Origin of the sequence: Pseudomonas sp. A0308 (assembly GCF_044218815.1) — a bacterium.
Classification (GTDB): Bacteria; Pseudomonadota; Gammaproteobacteria; order Pseudomonadales; family Pseudomonadaceae; genus Aquipseudomonas; species Aquipseudomonas iridis.
Genome location: NZ_CP162581.1, coordinates 3,464,081 through 3,480,680 on the forward strand (window position 1 = coordinate 3,464,081; position 16,600 = coordinate 3,480,680).

A 16,600-nucleotide genomic window follows, 5' to 3' on the forward strand; every position below is an offset into this window, starting at 1 on the left:
ACTTTTATCAGGAGCCCGCACATGTCCGCCTCACTTCCTTTCCTCGGCTACGGCCTGGGATTGCGCAGCGCTTATTACCAGCAGATCCTTGAACAGTCGCCCGACGTGGACTGGTTCGAAGTGGTCTCGGAAAATTTCATGGTGCAGGGCGGCAAGGCTCTGTATTACCTGGACGCCATCGCCGAGCGCTATCCGCTGGTGATGCATGGCGTCTCCCTATCCATCGGCGGCCCGCATGCCCTCGACCCGGACTATCTCAAACAACTCAAGCAATTGGCCGATCGGGTCAAACCGGCGTGGATCTCCGACCATCTCTGCTGGAGCCGCGGCAACGCTCATCAGTTGCATGATCTGCTGCCGCTGCCGTACACCGCTGAGAGCCTCGAATACATCGCTGGGCGAGTGGCCCAGGTTCAAGATGTGTTGCAGCGTCCATTGGTGCTGGAAAACGTATCCAGTTATGTTCGCGCCGCCTCGGATGAATTCACCGAATGGGAATTTCTCGCCGCACTGAGCCGGGTGAGCGGTTGCGAGTTGCTGCTGGACGTCAACAACGTCTACGTCAGTTCGCGTAATCACGGCTTCGATCCGTGGACCTTTATTGAAAGCCTGCCCAAGGACAAAGTGCGCCAGTTGCACTTGGCAGGGCACAGCGATTACGGCGACTACGTGATCGACACCCACGACCATCCGGTGAGTGATCCAGTCTGGGCGCTGTATCAACGTACACTGGAACACTTCGGCCCGGTGGCGACATTGCTGGAACGTGACGATCACTTTCCGCCCTTTGAAGAGCTGCTCGATGAATTGCAAAAGGCTCGCGAGCTGGGTAGCCATGTCTTGGCCGGGAGGCAGCAATGCGCCTGAGAGAATGGCAATTGGCGTTCGAGTCGTTTCTGCTGGATGACACAGCGACAGCCAACCTGGCATTGGGAAAGAGTCTGATCGGCGGCCCGACGCTGGATATCGACACCGGTCTGGCGATTTATCACAACGCCTACAAGGCGCGTTTGCAGGAAGTTTTACGTACCGACTACCCGACAATCTGGCACTGGATGGGCGACGAAGAATTCGATCAGTTGGCCACCGCGTATATCCGCCAATGCCCGTCGGCGCATTACAGCCTGCGCTGGTTGGGCAAGGGGTTCGCCGATTTTCTCCGAGAGCATCTGGTGCCTGAGCAGGGCGCACCACTGGCCGAATTGGCTGCGCTGGAATGGGCGTTCACGCTGGCCTTTGATGCGCCCGCAGGTTCACCGTTAACCCTCGACGCGATGGCGGCGCTTGCTCCAGACGAATGGCCCGGATTTCAGTTTAAATCCGCACCGTCGTTGCAAAGGCTGGCGTGCCAATTCAACAGTCTCTCGCTGTGGCGGGCGGTGAAGGAAGCGTGCAATTTCCCTGAAAGCATGGCGCTTGCTGCTCCTCAGGTCTGCCTGATCTGGCGTAATGATCTGATCTGTCATTACCGCAGCCTGGAAGCTCCCGAAGCCTCGGCCCTGAACGGGCTGCTCGACGAAGGCTGGAGTTTCGCCGAACTGTGTGAGGCGTTGGCAGTCATTTATGGTGAGGGCGCTGCACTTCAAGCCGTCACCTGGCTGAAACATTGGGTGCAGGATGGCTTGTTGGAGCGTCTGGAGCGGTAGATTCGGTCTATCAAATCGATAGCCTGCTATTTTTCGAGGATGGTCTACCCTCAGATCAGACGTCTGAAACAAGGGGGGATTTTCCATGCTCGCGCAACTTCCACCGGCCTTACAGAATCTGCAGCTACCGCTTCGCCTGCGACTCTGGGACGGCCATGAATTCAATCTGGGCCCGACGCCCAGCGTCACCATCGTGGTCAAGGATCCCAAGATGGTCAGCCAGTTCACCCATCCAAGTCTGGATGCGCTAGGGGCGGCGTTCGTCGAAGGCAAGCTTGAACTGGAGGGCTCGATCAGCGAGGTCATCCGGCTCTGCGACGAATTGAGCAATGCCTTGCTCGGTGCAGATGACGACAGTCATCCCGTGCGTTCGGTGCATGACAAGGAAACCGACGCCAAAGCCATTTCCTACCATTACGACCTGTCCAACGCGTTCTACCAGCTGTGGCTGGACAGCGACATGGCGTATTCCTGCGCGTATTTCGAAACCGGCAGTGAAACGCTGGAACAGGCGCAACAAGCCAAATTCCGTCATCTGTGCCGCAAGCTGCGTTTGCAGCCGGGCGACTATCTGCTGGATGTCGGCTGTGGCTGGGGAGGGTTGGCGCGGTACGCGGCGCGGGAATTCGGTGCGAAAGTGTTCGGCATCACCTTGAGCAAGGCACAGCTGGAACTGGCCCGCGAACGTGTCAAAAACGAAGGACTGGAAGACCAGATCGAACTGCAACTGCTGGACTACCGTGATCTTCCCCAGGACGGTCGCTTCGACAAAGTGGTCAGTGTCGGCATGTTCGAGCACGTCGGTCACGCCAACCTGGCCGAGTACTGCAAAACCCTGTTTGGTGCGGTGAAGGAGGGGGGGCTGGTGATGAACCACGGCATCACGGCCAGGCACACCGATGGCCGCCCGGTAGGACGTGGTGCCGGCGAGTTCATCGAAAAATATGTATTCCCCAATGGTGAGTTGCCGCATTTGTCGATGATCTCGGCCGAGATCAGTGAAGCCGGGCTGGAGATTGTCGACGTCGAAAGTCTGCGCCTGCACTACGCACGGACCCTCGATCACTGGAGCGAGCGTCTGGAAGACAATCTCGAAACAGCTGCGAAGCTAGTGCCGGAGCAGGCGCTGCGCATCTGGCGGTTGTACCTGGCCGGTTGTGCTTACGCCTTCGCGCGCGGCTGGATCAATCTGCACCAGATCCTCGCGGTAAAAGCGCACGCCGATGGCAGCCATGAACTGCCGTGGACTCGCGACGACATCTACCATCCCTAATTTCCTGTATCCCCTTGCCCTCCGCAGAGGGTGGGGAATGTCAGAGAATCGGCGAAATAAGCCGGGCGATCCGCATGCCGACCTGTTGCAGGCGGTGGATCTCCCGGCTTTCTTCTTTGGCGATCTCGTAAGATTGCTCGAAATCCTCGATCAGCATCTGTTCGACGCTAGCGGCGAAGTCGCTGTCGACCGTCAGCAGCATCACTTCGAAGTTCAAGCGGAACGAACGGTTGTCCAGATTGGCGCTGCCAATGGCGCTGATCTCGCTGTCGATCAACACCACTTTCTGATGCAGGAATCCGGGTTCGTAACGGAATACACGGACCCCGGCGCGCACGGCTTCGAAGGCGTACAGGCTGGACGCCGCATAGACGATGCGGTGATCGGGGCGCGAAGGCAGCAGCAAGCGCACGTCGACACCGCGCAACACGGCCAAACGCAGGGCAGCGAACACGGCTTCATCGGGAATGAAGTAGGGGCTGGTGATCCACACCCGTTCCGTCGCCGCGTGGATAGCTTCGACGAAGAACAGCGAACAGGTTTCGTAGGCATCTGCCGGGCCACTGGCAAGCAACTGGCACAGCACGCCGTCGTCCGGGTAAGCGTCCGGCAGGATCAGCGGCGGTAAAGTGCGCGCGGCCCAGAACCAGTCTTCGGCAAAGGATTCCTGCATGCACGCCACCACCGGACCACGCACTCTTACATGCGTATCGCGCCACGGCGCCAGCGGCGGCTTTTCGCCCATGTATTCATCGCCGATATTGTGCCCGCCGACAAACCCGACCACGCCGTCGACCACGACGATTTTGCGATGGTTGCGGAAGTTGACCTGAAAGCGATTGAGCCAGCCGCTGCGTGTGGCGAATGCCTTGACCTCGACGCCGCCATCGCGCAGTGCCTGAACATAATTATGGGGCAGGGCGTGACTGCCGATGCGGTCGTAGAGCAGATGAATCGCTACGCCTTCGTCGGCCTTCTTCAGTAGCAGATCACGCAGGCGTTGACCGAGCCGATCATCGTGGATGATGAAGAACTGGATCAGCACCGCTTCCTTCGCCTGATCGATAGCGCGGAAAATCGCTTCAAAGGTCGCTTTGCCATTTACCAGCAACTGCACCTGATTATTCGCCAGACACGGCATTCGCCCCAGTTTCGGCATGGCGCGCAAGGATGCGTAGGCGTTCGAGGCGCGGGCGGCCAGGGCTTCTTCCACCCACGGCCGCCAGTTCAATTCGGAGATGGCCTGGCGCATCTGTTCGTTGGCCTGGCGCCGAGCTTTGATGTAGCCGTCGAAAGTGCTGCGGCCGAAAACCAGGTACGGAATAAGCGTGAGGTATGGAATGAAGATCAGCGACAATGCCCAGGCGATCGAGCCTTGAGCCGTGCGCACGGTGAGCACCGCGTGAACGGCTGCGATCAAGCCGAGGGTGTGTATCAGGGCGATCAGATAACCGAAAATATGCGGTCCAAAATAATCCATGGGGCAGCCTTGCTCCGGAAGATTCAATGCTTAACAGACCATGTTCCGCCGCGAATGTCGCTAATTAATTGGTGCATGAACCGAAGCAATTGGCCGACGTCTAACGGCCACTACTGATCAGGAGTTTTTCGATGAACATTCGTCTGCTGGGTTTGGCGCTGGGCCTGGGTTTGGCATTGCCGGTGGTTGCTCAGGCGCAGATGCTGCAGCCGGGGTTGTGGGAAATGACGTCGAGCAACGTCAAAGTCGATGATCAGCCGATGGACGTGCAATCGATCCTCGGCCAGCTGCAAGGCCAGATGACCCCGCAACAGCGGGCGGCGCTGGAGAAAAACGGCATCAATATCGGCGGCAAGGGCATCCGCGCGTGCCTGACGCCTGAGCAAGTGGCGACCAATGATATTCCGTTGGCTGACCCGCAATCGGGCTGCAAACAGCAGATCACCGAACGCAACGGCAACCAGTGGAAATTTCGTTTCAGCTGCCCGAAAGCGCAGGGCACCGGTGTTGCGACTTTCCTCAGTGATCGGGAATTCAACACCGTCGCCAACGGCACGTTCAATGCCATCGGCATCAACCAGAAGGGCAGTCTGGAAACCCGCGCCGTGTGGCTGGGTCAGGACTGCGGCGCCGTGAAACCTCGCGCCTAAAAGCAACGCTGGCAGGCTGGCTCCCACAGTCGAATAATCGAAATGTGGGAGCCAGTCTGCTGGCGATGGCGTCATCAATATCAGCGCATAAACCGCAACGGCAAACCGCGACAGCCTTCATTCACCCGACCATCGCGCCAGGCGATCTGCCCTGACACCAGCGTCGTACTGACCCGATGTCGAAAGCTTCTCCCGGCAAACGGCGTCCACCCGCACTGCGACAGAATCGGTTGCCGAGACACCTCGACAGTCTGCCGCTCAACCAACACCACATCCGCCCAGTACCCTTCACGCAAATAGCCTCGATCCGGAATCGCAAACAGATCCGCCACGCGATGGCTGGTCTTCGCCACCAGAGTGCTGATCGGCAGTACGCCGTCCGCGACCAGCTCGAGTAACGCCGGTAATGCATGCTCCACCAGCGGTAAACCCGAAGGTGCCTCTATGTAAGGTCTTTGCTTTTCCGCCCAGGTATGCGGCGCGTGATCGCTGCCGATGACGTCCAGCCGATTGGAGTTCAACGCTTCGCGCAAGGCATTGCGGTCGGCCTGAGTCTTGATCGCCGGATTGCATTTGATCAGGTTGCCGAGCGCCGGATAGTCGCGATCATCAAACAGCAAATGATGCAGGCAGACTTCTGCCGTGATGCGTTTTTGTGCCAGTGGTTTGTCTTCGAACAGATCCAGTTCCCGGGCGGTGGTGAGGTGTAAAACGTGGAGTCGTGTGCCATGACGCTTGGCCAGTTCCACAGCCAACGAAGACGAGCGATAGCAAGTTTCGGCATTACGAATCAGCGCATGAGCCGCGGGCGGTAGACGCTCACCAAACAGGTCGCTCAGGTTGGCCGCATTCGCGTTGATGCTTGGCGTGTGTTCACAGTGAGCCAGCAAGATCGTCGGCACATCAGCAAACAACCGCTCAAGAATCTTCGGATCATCCACCAGCATGTTGCCGGTGGAGGCGCCCATGAATACTTTGACGCCGGCCACTTCGCTGGGATTGAGCGCGGCGACGGTGTCGAGATTGTCCCGGCTGACCCCGAAGTGAAAGCCGTAATTGGCCACAGAGCTGAGCGCCGCCCGGCGTTTTTTATCCGCCAGCGCCTCGAGGCTGAGCGTGGCGGGTTGGGTGTTGGGCATGTCCATGAAACTGGTAATGCCTCCCGCAACCGCCGCGCGGGATTCGGTGTGGATGCTGCCCTTTGCCGGCGCACCGGGTTCGCGGAAATGCACCTGGTCATCGATCATCCCAGGCAACAACCACTGTCCGGCCGCGTCGATTTCGACGCTCGCGTTTTCACTTTCGATGCTGCGCGCAATCTTGACGATACGACCGTTGCTGACCAACAGATCGCCATCGAACTCACGTCCTTCGTTGATCATTCTTGCATTGCGAATCAGCACACTGCTCATGGTCTAAAACTCGTTCTGCAAGGCTTTGTAGCCGCGCACCAAATCGACATTGGTACGCGCCACGTCTTCGGAAAACTCCGAGGCGCTGACACTCACCGGTGGGAATTGCGAGAGGTCAGTGTTCGGGCCGATGCGGGTGGTGGAGGGTACATAGAACGCGTCCGGCAAATCGCGTCCGTCGACCACCGAGTTGTGCCGCACCACGCAGCCGTCGCCAACCACGCAATTGAACAGCACGCTGTTGAAGCCAATGAACACCCGGTCGCCGACCACGCAGGGACCATGCACGATCGAACGATGGGCGATGGAGCTGAACTCGCCGATGGTCACTGCCGCGCCGGATTTGGAATGAATCACCACACCGTCCTGGATGTTCGAATTGGCACCGATGGTGATCGGTTCCATCTCGCCTGAAGCATCCACTTCGTCGGCACGAATCACGGCATAGGGGCCGACAAACACGTTTTCACCAATCACCACTTTGCCGCAAATGATCGCGGTTTTATCGACGTAGGCCGACTCGGCGATCTGTGGCAGATCGCCTGAAGGATTCTTGCGGATCATGGTTGGCTCAGCGCGTTGTAAAGGGTATTGAGGTTGTGTTCGAACAGCCCGGTAAAAGTGCTGGCCGGACCGCTGGCGGCGAGGGCGTCCGAATAGAGCGTGCCGCCAATGTGTGCGCCGCTCTCATCGGCAATCTGCTTGAGCAGTCGCGCGTCCTTGATGTTTTCCATGAACACCGCTTTGACTTTCGCCTGGCGGATCTGGGTAATCAGCGCCGCGACTTCGGCGGCTGAGGGGTCACGCTCGGTGGACAGTCCTTGTGGGGCCATGAAGTCGATGCTGTACGCCTGGCCCAGGTAACCGAAGGCGTCGTGGCTGGTGACGATTTTGCGATTGCCCGGTGGCAGTGAACCGAGTTTGGCCTTGGCTTCGGCGAGCAGGGCGTAGATCTGTTTCAGATAGGTTTGGCTGTTGCGCTCGTAGTCGGCCTTGTTCGTCGGGTCGGCGGCGATCAGCGCTTTGGTGATGTTGGCGACGTACAACTCGGCGTTCGCCAGATTGTGCCAGGCGTGCGGATCGGGAACGGTTTCACCGTCCTCATCCAGCGAGCGCGGGATCACTCCGTGACTGGCGCTGACTACCGTGGCTTTGGTTTCGGTGCTGGTCACCAAGCGATCCAGCCACGGTTCGAAACCCAAACCGTTTTTGATGATCAGTCTGGCTTTGAGCAGTGCTTTGGCATCGTCCGGGGTCGGCTCATAGGTGTGCGCGTCAGCGTCGGGGCCGACCATGTTGGTGATCTGAATATGCTCGCCACCGACCTGATGAACCATGTCGGCGAGAATGCTGAAGCTGGTCACCACCGGCAATTTTTCTGCCGCCGACAATGACATCGACAGCATCAGGCTGAACAGCACAAATAGAACGCGCATCGGGAAACACCTCATTGGGATGTAAGCAACGGTGGGCGGCGCAGCAAACCGTGAACCGGTCCGAACACCACGGAGAGCAAATATCCGGCCCCCGCGACCAGCACGATGGCCGGCCCGCTGGGCAGCGAGAAGTAGAACGACAGCAGCAGGCCGAGCCACACCGACAGGCAGCCGAGGAGGGCGGCGATACCAATCAGGACCGGCAGACGGCGACTCCAGAATCGCGAGCTGGCGGCGGGCAGCATCATCAGTCCAACGACCATCAGTGCGCCGATCGCCTGAAATCCGATCACCAGATTCAGCACTACCAGAGTCAGGAACACGCCATGGGCGAGAGGGCCAAGTCGGCTGACGGTTCTCAGGAACAATGGGTCGAGGGTGTCGAGCAGCAACGGTTTATAGATGAGTGCCATGGCGATCAGGCTGAAGGTCGATACCCACAGCATGCCGTTGAGAGTCGGACCGTCGACCGCCAATGCCGACCCGAAGAGCAGGTGCAAAAGGTCAAGGCGTTTGCCCGCGATGCCAAGGATCAGCACACCGGCTGCCAACGATATTGGATAGATCGCGGCGAGGCTGGCGTCCTCTCGCAAACCCGTTTTGCGAGTGATCCAGGCGGCGAGTCCGGCCATGCTCAAACCTGCGCCGAGCCCCCCGATGGTGAGCGCAGGCAGACTGAGTCCGGCGAACCAGAAGCCCAATGCAGCACCGGGCAGGATGCCGTGGGCAACGGCATCACCGATCAGACTCATGCGCCGCAAGATCAAAAAAACGCCGAGGGGAGCGGTGCTGCAGGCGAGCACCAACCCACCGAGCAGGGCGCGGCGCATGAAGACGAACTCGTTGAACGGTTCCCAGAGGTGCGCGATGGTGAGCATCACGCCACCTGCGTCTGCGGTGTTTGCCGGATGAGCTCTTTGCTCGTGCCAAATACGCAGGCACTGTTTTTGATCAGCAGCGTTTTTGGAATGTGTTCGCGAACGGCGCAGAGGTCGTGGCACACCACGATCAGTGTTCGACCTTCGGCGTGCCAGGCGTGGATGTGTTGCCACAGCAACTGTTGGCCCAGTTCATCGAGAGCAGCATGCGGTTCGTCGAGTAGCAAAACAGGTGCATCAGTCAGACTCAATCGAGCGAGCAAGGCGCGTTGTAATTCGCCGCCGGACAAGGCCATCAAGGGGCGTTGATCGAGTCCGTTCAGGTGCCAGTTTTCCAAGGCAGCGGCGAGGCGCTGTGCACGCAGTTGTGTGGACAATCTACGTCCCCAGAAGCCGGCGGCCACCAACTCTTCGAGGCTGATCGGGAACTGGCGATCCAGGTGCTGTTGTTGGGGGAGGAAGGAGACGCCGCTTTGCCGTGGAACGCTCAATGAGACCTTTCCTGCCAAGGGCCTTTGCAGTCCTGCAATGACTTTCAGCAGGCTGCTTTTGCCACAACCATTGGCGCCGATGATTGCTGTCAGGCTGCCGCTTTCGAATTCGAGGGTCAGGGGCGAGGTGAGCGGTTGGCCGGGTGCGCCCCAGCTCAAGGCTTGGCAACGGATCATGCCTGCTCCCGGTGCCAATGACTTTCGGCGACGGCATCGTGGGCATGCAGGCTTTCGGCGTGGGTCACTCGCAGTTTGAATGCGCTCACTCCGGGAGAGCGGCGTAGCGCTAGATTCAGCCTTCGTGCGGCGTCTTCACAGAACATCAGGTTCTGCCCGTTGGCGAGGGCAAAGGCTTGTTCGTCCGCTCGTTTGACCGCGGTTTGTACAGCGGTGCCGAGGGCGGCTTCGGCATCGTTGATGATCGCGCTCAGCGGTAGTTCGTCGACGAATTCGTCGAGATGAACATGTAGTTGCGCGGTGCTACGTTGGCTGTGTGGCGTTGCGACAATGCCTTGGGGCGTACCCAACCACGCCAAAACCTCTGCGTGATTCAGTTGTGTGTTAGCGAAGTCTTCAATGAATTGTTGCTGGATAAGCTGTCTCGCCAGCGCTGCCGAGCACGGACATGTCGAGGAGTAAGGCACTTCAATTTCTAGTTCCACGTGGAACATTCTGTTTTTCAGGCTGGCCGAAATGGTGACTGGATAGGATTTCCATCCGGACAAAGGACTGATCAACGCGGGTCGCTTGAGCAGTAGATCCGTGTGGATTTTCAGATAGGCGTTGTTGGACAAACCTGCGTGGCTATCGAGGAAATGCTCAAGAATCTGGTGAAGCAACGCTGGGCTAATGTTGCGTTGTTCCAGGGTTTCGAGTGCCAGATACAAGCGCGACATATGAATACCGCGCGCCTCGCCATCATCAAGACTTACACCTGCATCAGCTTTCGCACTCAGGCGTTGGCCGTCCAGCAAAACAGGCAACGCAATACCGCGCATGCCCACCCATTCGAGTGGCAAGGCTTGGCGAGCGGCCTGCGTGGCGATATCCGGAAGTGTCAGCGAATTCATGATCGGGACCATCGTGTTGATTAAATTCGATGTTACATTATAACAATTCGAATCACGATGTCTTTTTCATGAACAGGTTTTCATATGTGCACGCCAATTCCGTCTAGGGTTCCACGTGAAACACTCGCGAAAATCGCCCCTTCCAAGCGAGACATCATTGGGGTTATATCCGCGACATGTCGATGACTTGGGCGAACTAGCAACCGGTCAATCGGCTGCAGGTGAATTTCGCGCTGCTGCCACCTGAGCTGGAGAAGCGATTGATGGTGGTCCATCCCACCCGACGGGTGTAGCCGACCCAGGCTTCACCGTCGGAAGCGATGCCAGTGAAGAACGTCATTTGCCCGAACCGACTGTTGGTCTGCGCCCAATACCGCTTGCCGTTCTTTTCAAAACCGCGCAGATAAATCGTGTTGCCGACCGTGTTGACGCTGTAAGCGTTGCCATCAGCATCCACGCAGGCCAGGAGATTGGCGCTGCGCGTGCAGGATGCGAGCGCCGGGGTTTTTCCCCAAGCGGTGGCCGCAGTTAACAGCATGACGCTCAAAATCGAGCATTTCAGCGCACTTTTCATCATATTTTCCGAGCCTGAACTTAAAGGGCAGCTTCCGGCTGTTTGTAGATAAGGGTAAGAGCAGGGCTGGCCATTCTCTATTGTTATACTATAACATCAGTTTGAACTGAGCCTGAGCCGGCCGATTTCAAACGTTTACCTTCTGCGAACTCCGTATGAAGCCCAGAACGTCACGCGCTACGTAAAAGCGCTAATCGGCTGCCATCTAAAGAGGATTACCCAATGTCAGCCGCACTGCCTGTGACCGTTCTTTCAGGATTTCTTGGCGCTGGAAAAAGTACACTTTTGAATTACGTACTACGTAATCGCAAGGGTCTACGCGTGGCGGTCATCGTCAATGATATGAGCGAGATCAACATTGATGGCAGCGAAGTCCAGCGCGATGTCAGCCTGAACCGCGCTGAAGAGAAACTCGTGGAAATGAGCAACGGCTGTATCTGCTGTACGTTACGCGAAGACTTGCTCGAAGAAGTCAGCAAACTCGCGCGAGAAGGGCGGTTTGATTATTTGCTGATCGAATCCACCGGTATCTCGGAACCATTGCCCGTCGCAGAGACTTTCACCTTCCGCGATGAGCAAGGCCAAAGCCTCGCCGACATCGCCCGTCTGGACACCATGGTGACTGTAGTCGACGGCGTGAATTTCCTGCTCGACTACCAGGCCGCCGAAAGTCTTGCCTCTCGTGGCGAAACGCTTGGCGAAGAGGACGAGCGCTCCATCACCGACTTGCTGATCGAGCAGATCGAGTTTGCCGACGTGCTGCTGATCAGCAAAATCGACCTGATCAGCCAGCACGAGCGCGAGGAATTGACCGCCATCCTCAAGCGGCTCAACGCACAAGCCGAAATCATCCCTATGGTGATGGGCGAAGTACCGTTGGAGAAGATTCTCAACACCGGCCGCTTCGAATTCGAGAAAGCTGCGCAAGCACCCGGCTGGTTAAAGGAGTTGCGCGGTGAGCACGTCGCGGAAACCGAGGAGTACGGGATTGCCTCCACCGCCTACCGGGCGCGTCGACCGTTTCATCCGCAACGCTTTTTCAGCTTCATCGATCGTCCATGGCTCAACGGCAAGCTGCTGCGCTCCAAAGGGTTTTTCTGGCTGGCGAGCAAGCCCAACGATGCCGGCAGTTGGTCGCAGGCCGGTGGCTTGATGCGCCATGGCTTTGCCGGGCGCTGGTGGCGTTTCGTGCCGAAAAGCCAATGGCCGCAGGATCAGGAAAGTACCGTCGCGATCATGGAAAACTGGACGCCGAGTGTCGGAGATTGCCGTCAGGAGTTGGTATTTATCGGTCAGAACATCAATTTCGTACAGCTATCTGCAGAGCTTGATGCGTGTCTGCTGACCGACGATGAAATGGCACTGGGTGCGGAAGGCTGGCGATTGCTGCCAGATCCATTCGGCCCTTGGCACGAGGAGGCCGCCTGATGCTTGCGATGAAGCTGCTGCAAGACCGTACGCGCTCACAGCATCAGGGCCCGACCCCCAAGGCGCTGAGCCGAATTCTTGACGATGAAATAAACCTCGCCGTATGGCAGCGACATATGCCGCTGCACATCGCCGAATTCGCAAGGTTATTACTCTCGCTAAACGAGCCGTTGGCAGAGTCGTTATGTCTGGAATTAGCCGACGAAGACGCCGAGCCTGATCTCAGCGGACTGGCCTCAGGCTTCCGCGATCTGGAAGGCTACGAAGGCTTTATCGCCGATCTGAAATGGCTGGTCAGTGCCTTCGCTTGCCTGCTCGGTGCGCGGCGTATCGGTTTGCGCCTGCGGGTGCTGGATAAAGCCATGTGTCCGCGGTTCCACGTCGATCATGTGCCGGTGCGCTTGATCACAACTTATGCTGGCGTCGGCAGTGAGTGGCTGAAGGAGGGCGCCATGGATCGGCGCCAACTGGGCCAGGCCAACGCCGAGCCGACGGACATAACGCAGATCCAGCAACTCAAGAGCGGCGAGGTGGCGCTACTAAAAGGTGAAAAATGGCACGGCAATGAAGGTTTCGGCTTGATCCACCGCTCGCCGCAACCGGCACCGGGCGAGCGCCGTTTGATCCTGACCCTCGACTGGCTTGGCTAACGCTTCATGGCTTGAGCCATGTGCCCTGGCTCTGGCCTTCGCAGTAAGGCTTTAGATAAGCGGCATCAGTGGCGACGCCGTAATAGTGGATGTCCTGGCGATAGGGCATATTGGCAACTTGCGCGTTGTTGCACACGCCGAAAGCGCCGCTTGGGCATTGATCGACGTACTGCACGTCGACTTTCTGCCCGGCCAGCGCGGGTTGGCAAAAACCGTCGTTGAACAGTTTTGCCGGGATGTTGCGGTTCTGCTGGCAGACTTTAACGTCCAGCCGCTCGCCCTGACTGTGCACCACGCAGGCCTGAGCCGACACCTTGGTGGACACCAGCAGCAACAGCAACGACCATCCCATCCAACGCATTTTCAATCTCCTCAGAAACTTTCCTTAGAAAATCCCCGGCCATGTTGCAGAACATTCCTGTCCACGTCATCGCAGGCCCACTCGGCGCCGGCAAGACCAGCCTGATCCGCCAACTCATGGCGCAACGCCCTGAAGGCGAGCGCTGGGCGGTGCTGATCAACGAGTTCGGCCAGATCGGCCTCGACGCCGCTCTATTGACCCGCGACGGCGATGGTATCGCACTGGGGGAGGTGGCCGGGGGCTGTTTGTGTTGCGTCAATGGGGCGCCGTTTCAGATTGGCCTTGGGCGTTTATTGCGCAAGGCGAAACCGGATCGGCTGTTTATCGAGCCCTCCGGACTGGGCCATCCTGCGCAGTTGCTCAAGCAATTGAGTGAAGCGCCATGGCTGGGTGTGCTGGCGGTTCAGCCGTGCGTTCTGGTGCTGGATGCCCAGGCACTCAATGCGGGGAAAGCGCTGCCGGCAGCGCAGCAGGATGCGTTGGCCAGTGCGGGTTTGCTGGTGTTGAACAAGGCCGAAAACCTTTCTGAAACTGGCAGGCAGAAGATTGCCAGTCAGTTGCCGCCAGTCAGACTCGTCTGGACGCAACAAGCGCAATTGCCCTTGAGCGAATTGCCGGGTCTGGCCGCGCGAGCGGTGGCGGGTGTGGATAACCTGATCGTGCCCAAAGGATTGGCGCAGATGCCGGCGGTCTGGAGCGATCCGACACTGCCGATTTGCCTGAGCCAGGCCCAGGACGGGAGTTGGAGTATCGGTTGGCGTTGGCATCCGAGTCAGACGTTCGACTCACAAAAGGTCGCAGCCTGGCTGCAAAGCCTTGTCTGGAAAAGGGCAAAACTGGTTATCCACAGCACCAATGGCTGGGCTTCAGCGAATGCCCTGGAGAACGCTGATCTGCATTGGCAGCCCAGTGAATGGCGGCGCGATTCGCGGATCGAGCTGATTTTCGCTCAGGTGCAGGATGTTGGCGTGTTGCAGAACGCGTTAGCGGGTTGTCGAGTCGATTGAGATCAAAAGATCGCAGCCTTCGGCAGCTCCTACAGTGGATTTATGTGCACTGTGTAGGAGATGCCAAAGGCTGAGATCTTTTGATTTCTACGGCTTCCACTTGGTGTGTTCCTGTCGCCACTGACTCAGCTCGATCACTTCAGCCCGTGGCTTGTGCACCTCGACAACCGGCGGCGTGTCGTCGAACGGTGCCGGGTAGGGCGCCAATTCGATCTGCGCACTGTGGGCGCCGAATTGGGTGATGGTGCCGTTGTGGCGGCTTTCGCCAGTCACGGTGAACTCGAAGTTGTACACCCGCGCCAGTCGCCGGCGACCGCTGGCATCCTTGATAAAACCAATCTTCTTCAACGCGACGTTGCCGTCCAGCAGCTCCACACCGACGTTGATGCAATGCTGTTTGACCCGCTCCAGCGCCCGCTCGCGCAAGCCGTGGTTGTGCCATAGCCACGCGCCAGCGGCGGCGAACAGTATCAGCACGAAGATGTTTTCGAGGGTCAGCATCAACAATGAACTCCAAAAGTTAGCGCCAGCTTAACTGTGTCGCCGGTCTGTCGTACAGACTGCGTTTCGTCGCATACTGCGCGGCTTGAATTTCAATCGTTTTACGGAAAAACCCGAATGAAACGTACGCCTCATCTGCTCGCCATTCAGTCTCATGTGGTGTTCGGCCACGCCGGCAACAGCGCCGCAGTATTTCCGATGCAGCGGGTCGGGGTGAATGTCTGGCCGCTCAACACGGTGCAGTTTTCCAATCACACCCAGTACGGCCAGTGGGCCGGCGAAGTGCTGGCGCCGCAACAGATTCCCGAACTGGTCGAAGGCATTGCGGCCATTGGCGAACTGGGCAATTGCGATGCGGTGCTGTCCGGCTATCTCGGCAGCGCAGCGCAGGGCCGGGCTATTCTCAGTGGCGTGGCGCGCATCAAATCGGTCAATCCGAAAGCGCTGTACCTGTGCGACCCGGTGATGGGCCATCCGGAGAAAGGTTGCAGCGTGCCAACGGAGGTCAGCGATTTCCTGCTGGAAGAAGCGGCGGCTGTGGCAGACATCATGTGTCCGAACCAGTTGGAGCTGGACAGTTTTTCCGGGCGCAAGCCGCAATCGCTGTTCGATTGCCTGGCAATGGCGAGGGCGCTTTTGGCTCGCGGGCCGAAAGCCATTCTGGTCAAGCATCTGGACTACCCGGGTAAACCGGCGGAGGGTTTCGAGATGTTGTTGGTGACCGCCGAGGGCAGTTGGCACCTGCGCCGTCCGCTGCTGGCGTTTCCGCGTCAGCCGGTGGGCGTGGGCGATCTGACGTCCGGCCTGTTCCTGGCGCGCGTGCTGCTGGGCGACAGTCTGGTGGCAGCGTTCGAGTTCACGGCGGCAGCGGTGCATGAGGTGCTGCTGGAAACGCAGGCGTGCGCCAGTTACGAGCTGCAACTGGTGCGGGCGCAGGATCGCATTGCGCATCCGCGGGTGAAATTCGAGGCGACGGCAATCAGTTTGTAAGACTGCGTCGCCCCATTCGCGAGCAGGCTCGCTCCCACAGGTACCGCGTGAACCCTGTGGGAGCGAGCCTGCTCGCGAAAGCGGTCGTCAGATCGCTACCAATCAAGCGTCGCCCTTGATCTCCTGATAACGCTTTTCCAGCTCCTGGCGAATCTGCCGGCGTTGCTGCGCCTGCATGTAGCGGCGCTTGTCTTCGCTGTTCTGCGGCTGCAGCGGCGGCACAGCGGCCGGTTTGCGCTGGTCATCTACCGCGACCATGGTGAAGAAGCAGCTGTTGGTGTGGCGCACCGAGCGCTCGCGGATGTTTTCGGTGACGACTTTGATGCCGACTTCCATCGAGGTGTTGCCGGTGTAGTTGACCGACGCCAGGAAGGTCACCAGTTCGCCGACATGGATCGGCTCGCGGAAAATCACCTGATCCACAGACAGTGTCACCACGTAACGGCCGGCGTAGCGGCTCGCGCAGGCATAGGCCACTTCGTCGAGATATTTGAGCAGGGTGCCGCCGTGGACATTGCCAGAGAAATTGGCCATGTCGGGGGTCATCAGTACCGTCATCGACAGCTGGGCGTTTCCGGGTTCCATAACGTTCTCACGGATCAAGGCTGGTTTGCTGGAAGCACCTCTGCGGGTGCCTGGTCACTTTTCAAAAGCACCGTTATCGGGACGCCGGGCGACTGGCTTCCGTCACGCCGGGATCGATCTGTTTCCTAATATTGCACCGCCTTCCAGTGGGAAGTCGCGGTGTTAACC

19 protein-coding genes are annotated in these 16,600 nt (G+C 58.6%); 8 read left to right on the forward strand and 11 right to left on the reverse strand.

The genetic code is table 11. The annotated features are described in order from the left end of the window. Positions 1-21: 21 nt before the first annotated feature. From AB4P92_RS15940 to cfaB, 3 genes are all read left to right on the forward strand, one after another. Positions 22-867 carry a DUF692 domain-containing protein gene (locus AB4P92_RS15940; RefSeq protein WP_395597858.1) on the forward strand — a complete coding sequence of 282 codons (846 nt, stop codon included), beginning with the start codon at positions 22-24 and terminating at the stop codon, positions 865-867. Next, positions 858-1,646, forward strand: a complete 789-nt coding sequence (locus AB4P92_RS15945; protein WP_395597859.1) for a putative DNA-binding domain-containing protein — start codon at positions 858-860, stop codon at positions 1,644-1,646. The genes AB4P92_RS15940 and AB4P92_RS15945 overlap by 10 nt, the downstream gene beginning before the upstream one ends. 85 nt (positions 1,647-1,731) lie before the next feature. Beyond that, on the forward strand, positions 1,732-2,919 hold the full coding sequence (cfaB, locus tag AB4P92_RS15950; RefSeq protein ID WP_047304294.1) for a C17 cyclopropane fatty acid synthase CfaB: 1,188 nt from the start codon (positions 1,732-1,734) through the stop codon (positions 2,917-2,919). A 40-nt stretch (positions 2,920-2,959) separates the two neighbouring features. On the opposite strand, the gene cls is transcribed toward cfaB, so the two are convergent. Beyond that, positions 2,960-4,399 carry a cardiolipin synthase gene (gene cls / locus AB4P92_RS15955; RefSeq protein ID WP_395597860.1) on the reverse strand — a complete coding sequence of 480 codons (1,440 nt, stop codon included), beginning with the start codon at positions 4,397-4,399 and terminating at the stop codon, positions 2,960-2,962. A gap of 131 nt (positions 4,400-4,530) precedes the next feature. On the opposite strand from cls, the gene AB4P92_RS15960 reads away from it, so the two are divergent. Further along, on the forward strand, positions 4,531-5,049 hold the full coding sequence (locus AB4P92_RS15960; RefSeq protein WP_047304291.1) for a DUF3617 domain-containing protein: 519 nt from the start codon (positions 4,531-4,533) through the stop codon (positions 5,047-5,049). Positions 5,050-5,129: 80 nt separating this feature from the next. On the opposite strand, the gene AB4P92_RS15965 is transcribed toward AB4P92_RS15960, so the two are convergent. The 7 genes from AB4P92_RS15965 to AB4P92_RS15995 all read right to left on the reverse strand — a co-directional run bounded on the left by AB4P92_RS15965 (position 5,130) and on the right by AB4P92_RS15995 (position 10,910). Continuing rightward, entirely contained in the window at positions 5,130-6,461 is a 1,332-nt protein-coding gene (locus tag AB4P92_RS15965) for a dihydroorotase (RefSeq protein WP_395597861.1), read from the reverse strand. Between the two features lie 3 nt (positions 6,462-6,464). Beyond that, the gene (locus AB4P92_RS15970; protein ID WP_047304287.1) at positions 6,465-7,025 is read right to left on the reverse strand and encodes a DapH/DapD/GlmU-related protein; all 561 of its coding nucleotides are present in this window, start codon (positions 7,023-7,025) and stop codon (positions 6,465-6,467) included. Continuing rightward, on the reverse strand, positions 7,022-7,897 hold the full coding sequence (locus tag AB4P92_RS15975) for a metal ABC transporter substrate-binding protein (protein WP_395597862.1): 876 nt from the start codon (positions 7,895-7,897) through the stop codon (positions 7,022-7,024). Before AB4P92_RS15975 ends, AB4P92_RS15970 begins: the two co-directional genes overlap by 4 nt. An 11-nt stretch (positions 7,898-7,908) precedes the next feature. Next, positions 7,909-8,775 (reverse strand): metal ABC transporter permease, encoded by an 867-nt coding sequence (locus tag AB4P92_RS15980; protein ID WP_395597863.1) that lies wholly within the window; start codon positions 8,773-8,775, stop codon positions 7,909-7,911. After that, on the reverse strand, positions 8,775-9,443 hold the full coding sequence (locus AB4P92_RS15985; RefSeq protein ID WP_395597864.1) for a metal ABC transporter ATP-binding protein: 669 nt from the start codon (positions 9,441-9,443) through the stop codon (positions 8,775-8,777). Before AB4P92_RS15985 ends, AB4P92_RS15980 begins: the two co-directional genes overlap by 1 nt. Next, positions 9,440-10,336, reverse strand: a complete 897-nt coding sequence (folE2, locus tag AB4P92_RS15990; protein WP_395597865.1) for a GTP cyclohydrolase FolE2 — start codon at positions 10,334-10,336, stop codon at positions 9,440-9,442. The genes AB4P92_RS15985 and folE2 overlap by 4 nt, the downstream gene beginning before the upstream one ends. A gap of 196 nt (positions 10,337-10,532) precedes the next feature. Then, positions 10,533-10,910: a glutamine synthetase gene (locus tag AB4P92_RS15995; protein WP_115146672.1), complete on the reverse strand. Its 378-nt coding sequence runs from the start codon at positions 10,908-10,910 to the stop codon at positions 10,533-10,535. Positions 10,911-11,132: 222 nt separating this feature from the next. Here AB4P92_RS15995 and zigA point away from each other — a divergent pair, with 222 nt between their 5' ends. Both zigA and AB4P92_RS16005 read left to right on the forward strand, forming a co-directional pair. Beyond that, positions 11,133-12,338: a zinc metallochaperone GTPase ZigA gene (gene zigA / locus AB4P92_RS16000; RefSeq protein ID WP_395597866.1), complete on the forward strand. Its 1,206-nt coding sequence runs from the start codon at positions 11,133-11,135 to the stop codon at positions 12,336-12,338. After that, positions 12,338-12,988, forward strand: a complete 651-nt coding sequence (locus tag AB4P92_RS16005; RefSeq protein WP_261735487.1) for a DUF1826 domain-containing protein — start codon at positions 12,338-12,340, stop codon at positions 12,986-12,988. The genes zigA and AB4P92_RS16005 overlap by 1 nt, the downstream gene beginning before the upstream one ends. Positions 12,989-12,992: 4 nt before the next feature. Here the strand turns inward: AB4P92_RS16005 and AB4P92_RS16010 are convergent, their stop codons facing one another. Then, positions 12,993-13,349 carry an NADH:ubiquinone oxidoreductase gene (locus tag AB4P92_RS16010; protein ID WP_395597867.1) on the reverse strand — a complete coding sequence of 119 codons (357 nt, stop codon included), beginning with the start codon at positions 13,347-13,349 and terminating at the stop codon, positions 12,993-12,995. A 41-nt stretch (positions 13,350-13,390) separates the two neighbouring features. On the opposite strand from AB4P92_RS16010, the gene AB4P92_RS16015 reads away from it, so the two are divergent. After that, positions 13,391-14,356 (forward strand): GTP-binding protein, encoded by a 966-nt coding sequence (locus AB4P92_RS16015; protein ID WP_261735489.1) that lies wholly within the window; start codon positions 13,391-13,393, stop codon positions 14,354-14,356. 87 nt (positions 14,357-14,443) lie between these two features. Here the strand turns inward: AB4P92_RS16015 and AB4P92_RS16020 are convergent, their stop codons facing one another. Then, the gene (locus tag AB4P92_RS16020; protein WP_042561850.1) at positions 14,444-14,857 is read right to left on the reverse strand and encodes a DUF3301 domain-containing protein; all 414 of its coding nucleotides are present in this window, start codon (positions 14,855-14,857) and stop codon (positions 14,444-14,446) included. 117 nt (positions 14,858-14,974) lie between these two features. Here AB4P92_RS16020 and pdxY point away from each other — a divergent pair, with 117 nt between their 5' ends. After that, positions 14,975-15,847 carry a pyridoxal kinase PdxY gene (gene pdxY, locus AB4P92_RS16025; RefSeq protein ID WP_042562256.1) on the forward strand — a complete coding sequence of 291 codons (873 nt, stop codon included), beginning with the start codon at positions 14,975-14,977 and terminating at the stop codon, positions 15,845-15,847. Positions 15,848-15,949: 102 nt separating this feature from the next. Here pdxY and AB4P92_RS16030 read toward each other — a convergent pair whose 3' ends face one another. Continuing rightward, positions 15,950-16,432 (reverse strand): acyl-CoA thioesterase, encoded by a 483-nt coding sequence (locus AB4P92_RS16030; protein ID WP_003229693.1) that lies wholly within the window; start codon positions 16,430-16,432, stop codon positions 15,950-15,952. Positions 16,433-16,600: the final 168 nt, after the last annotated feature.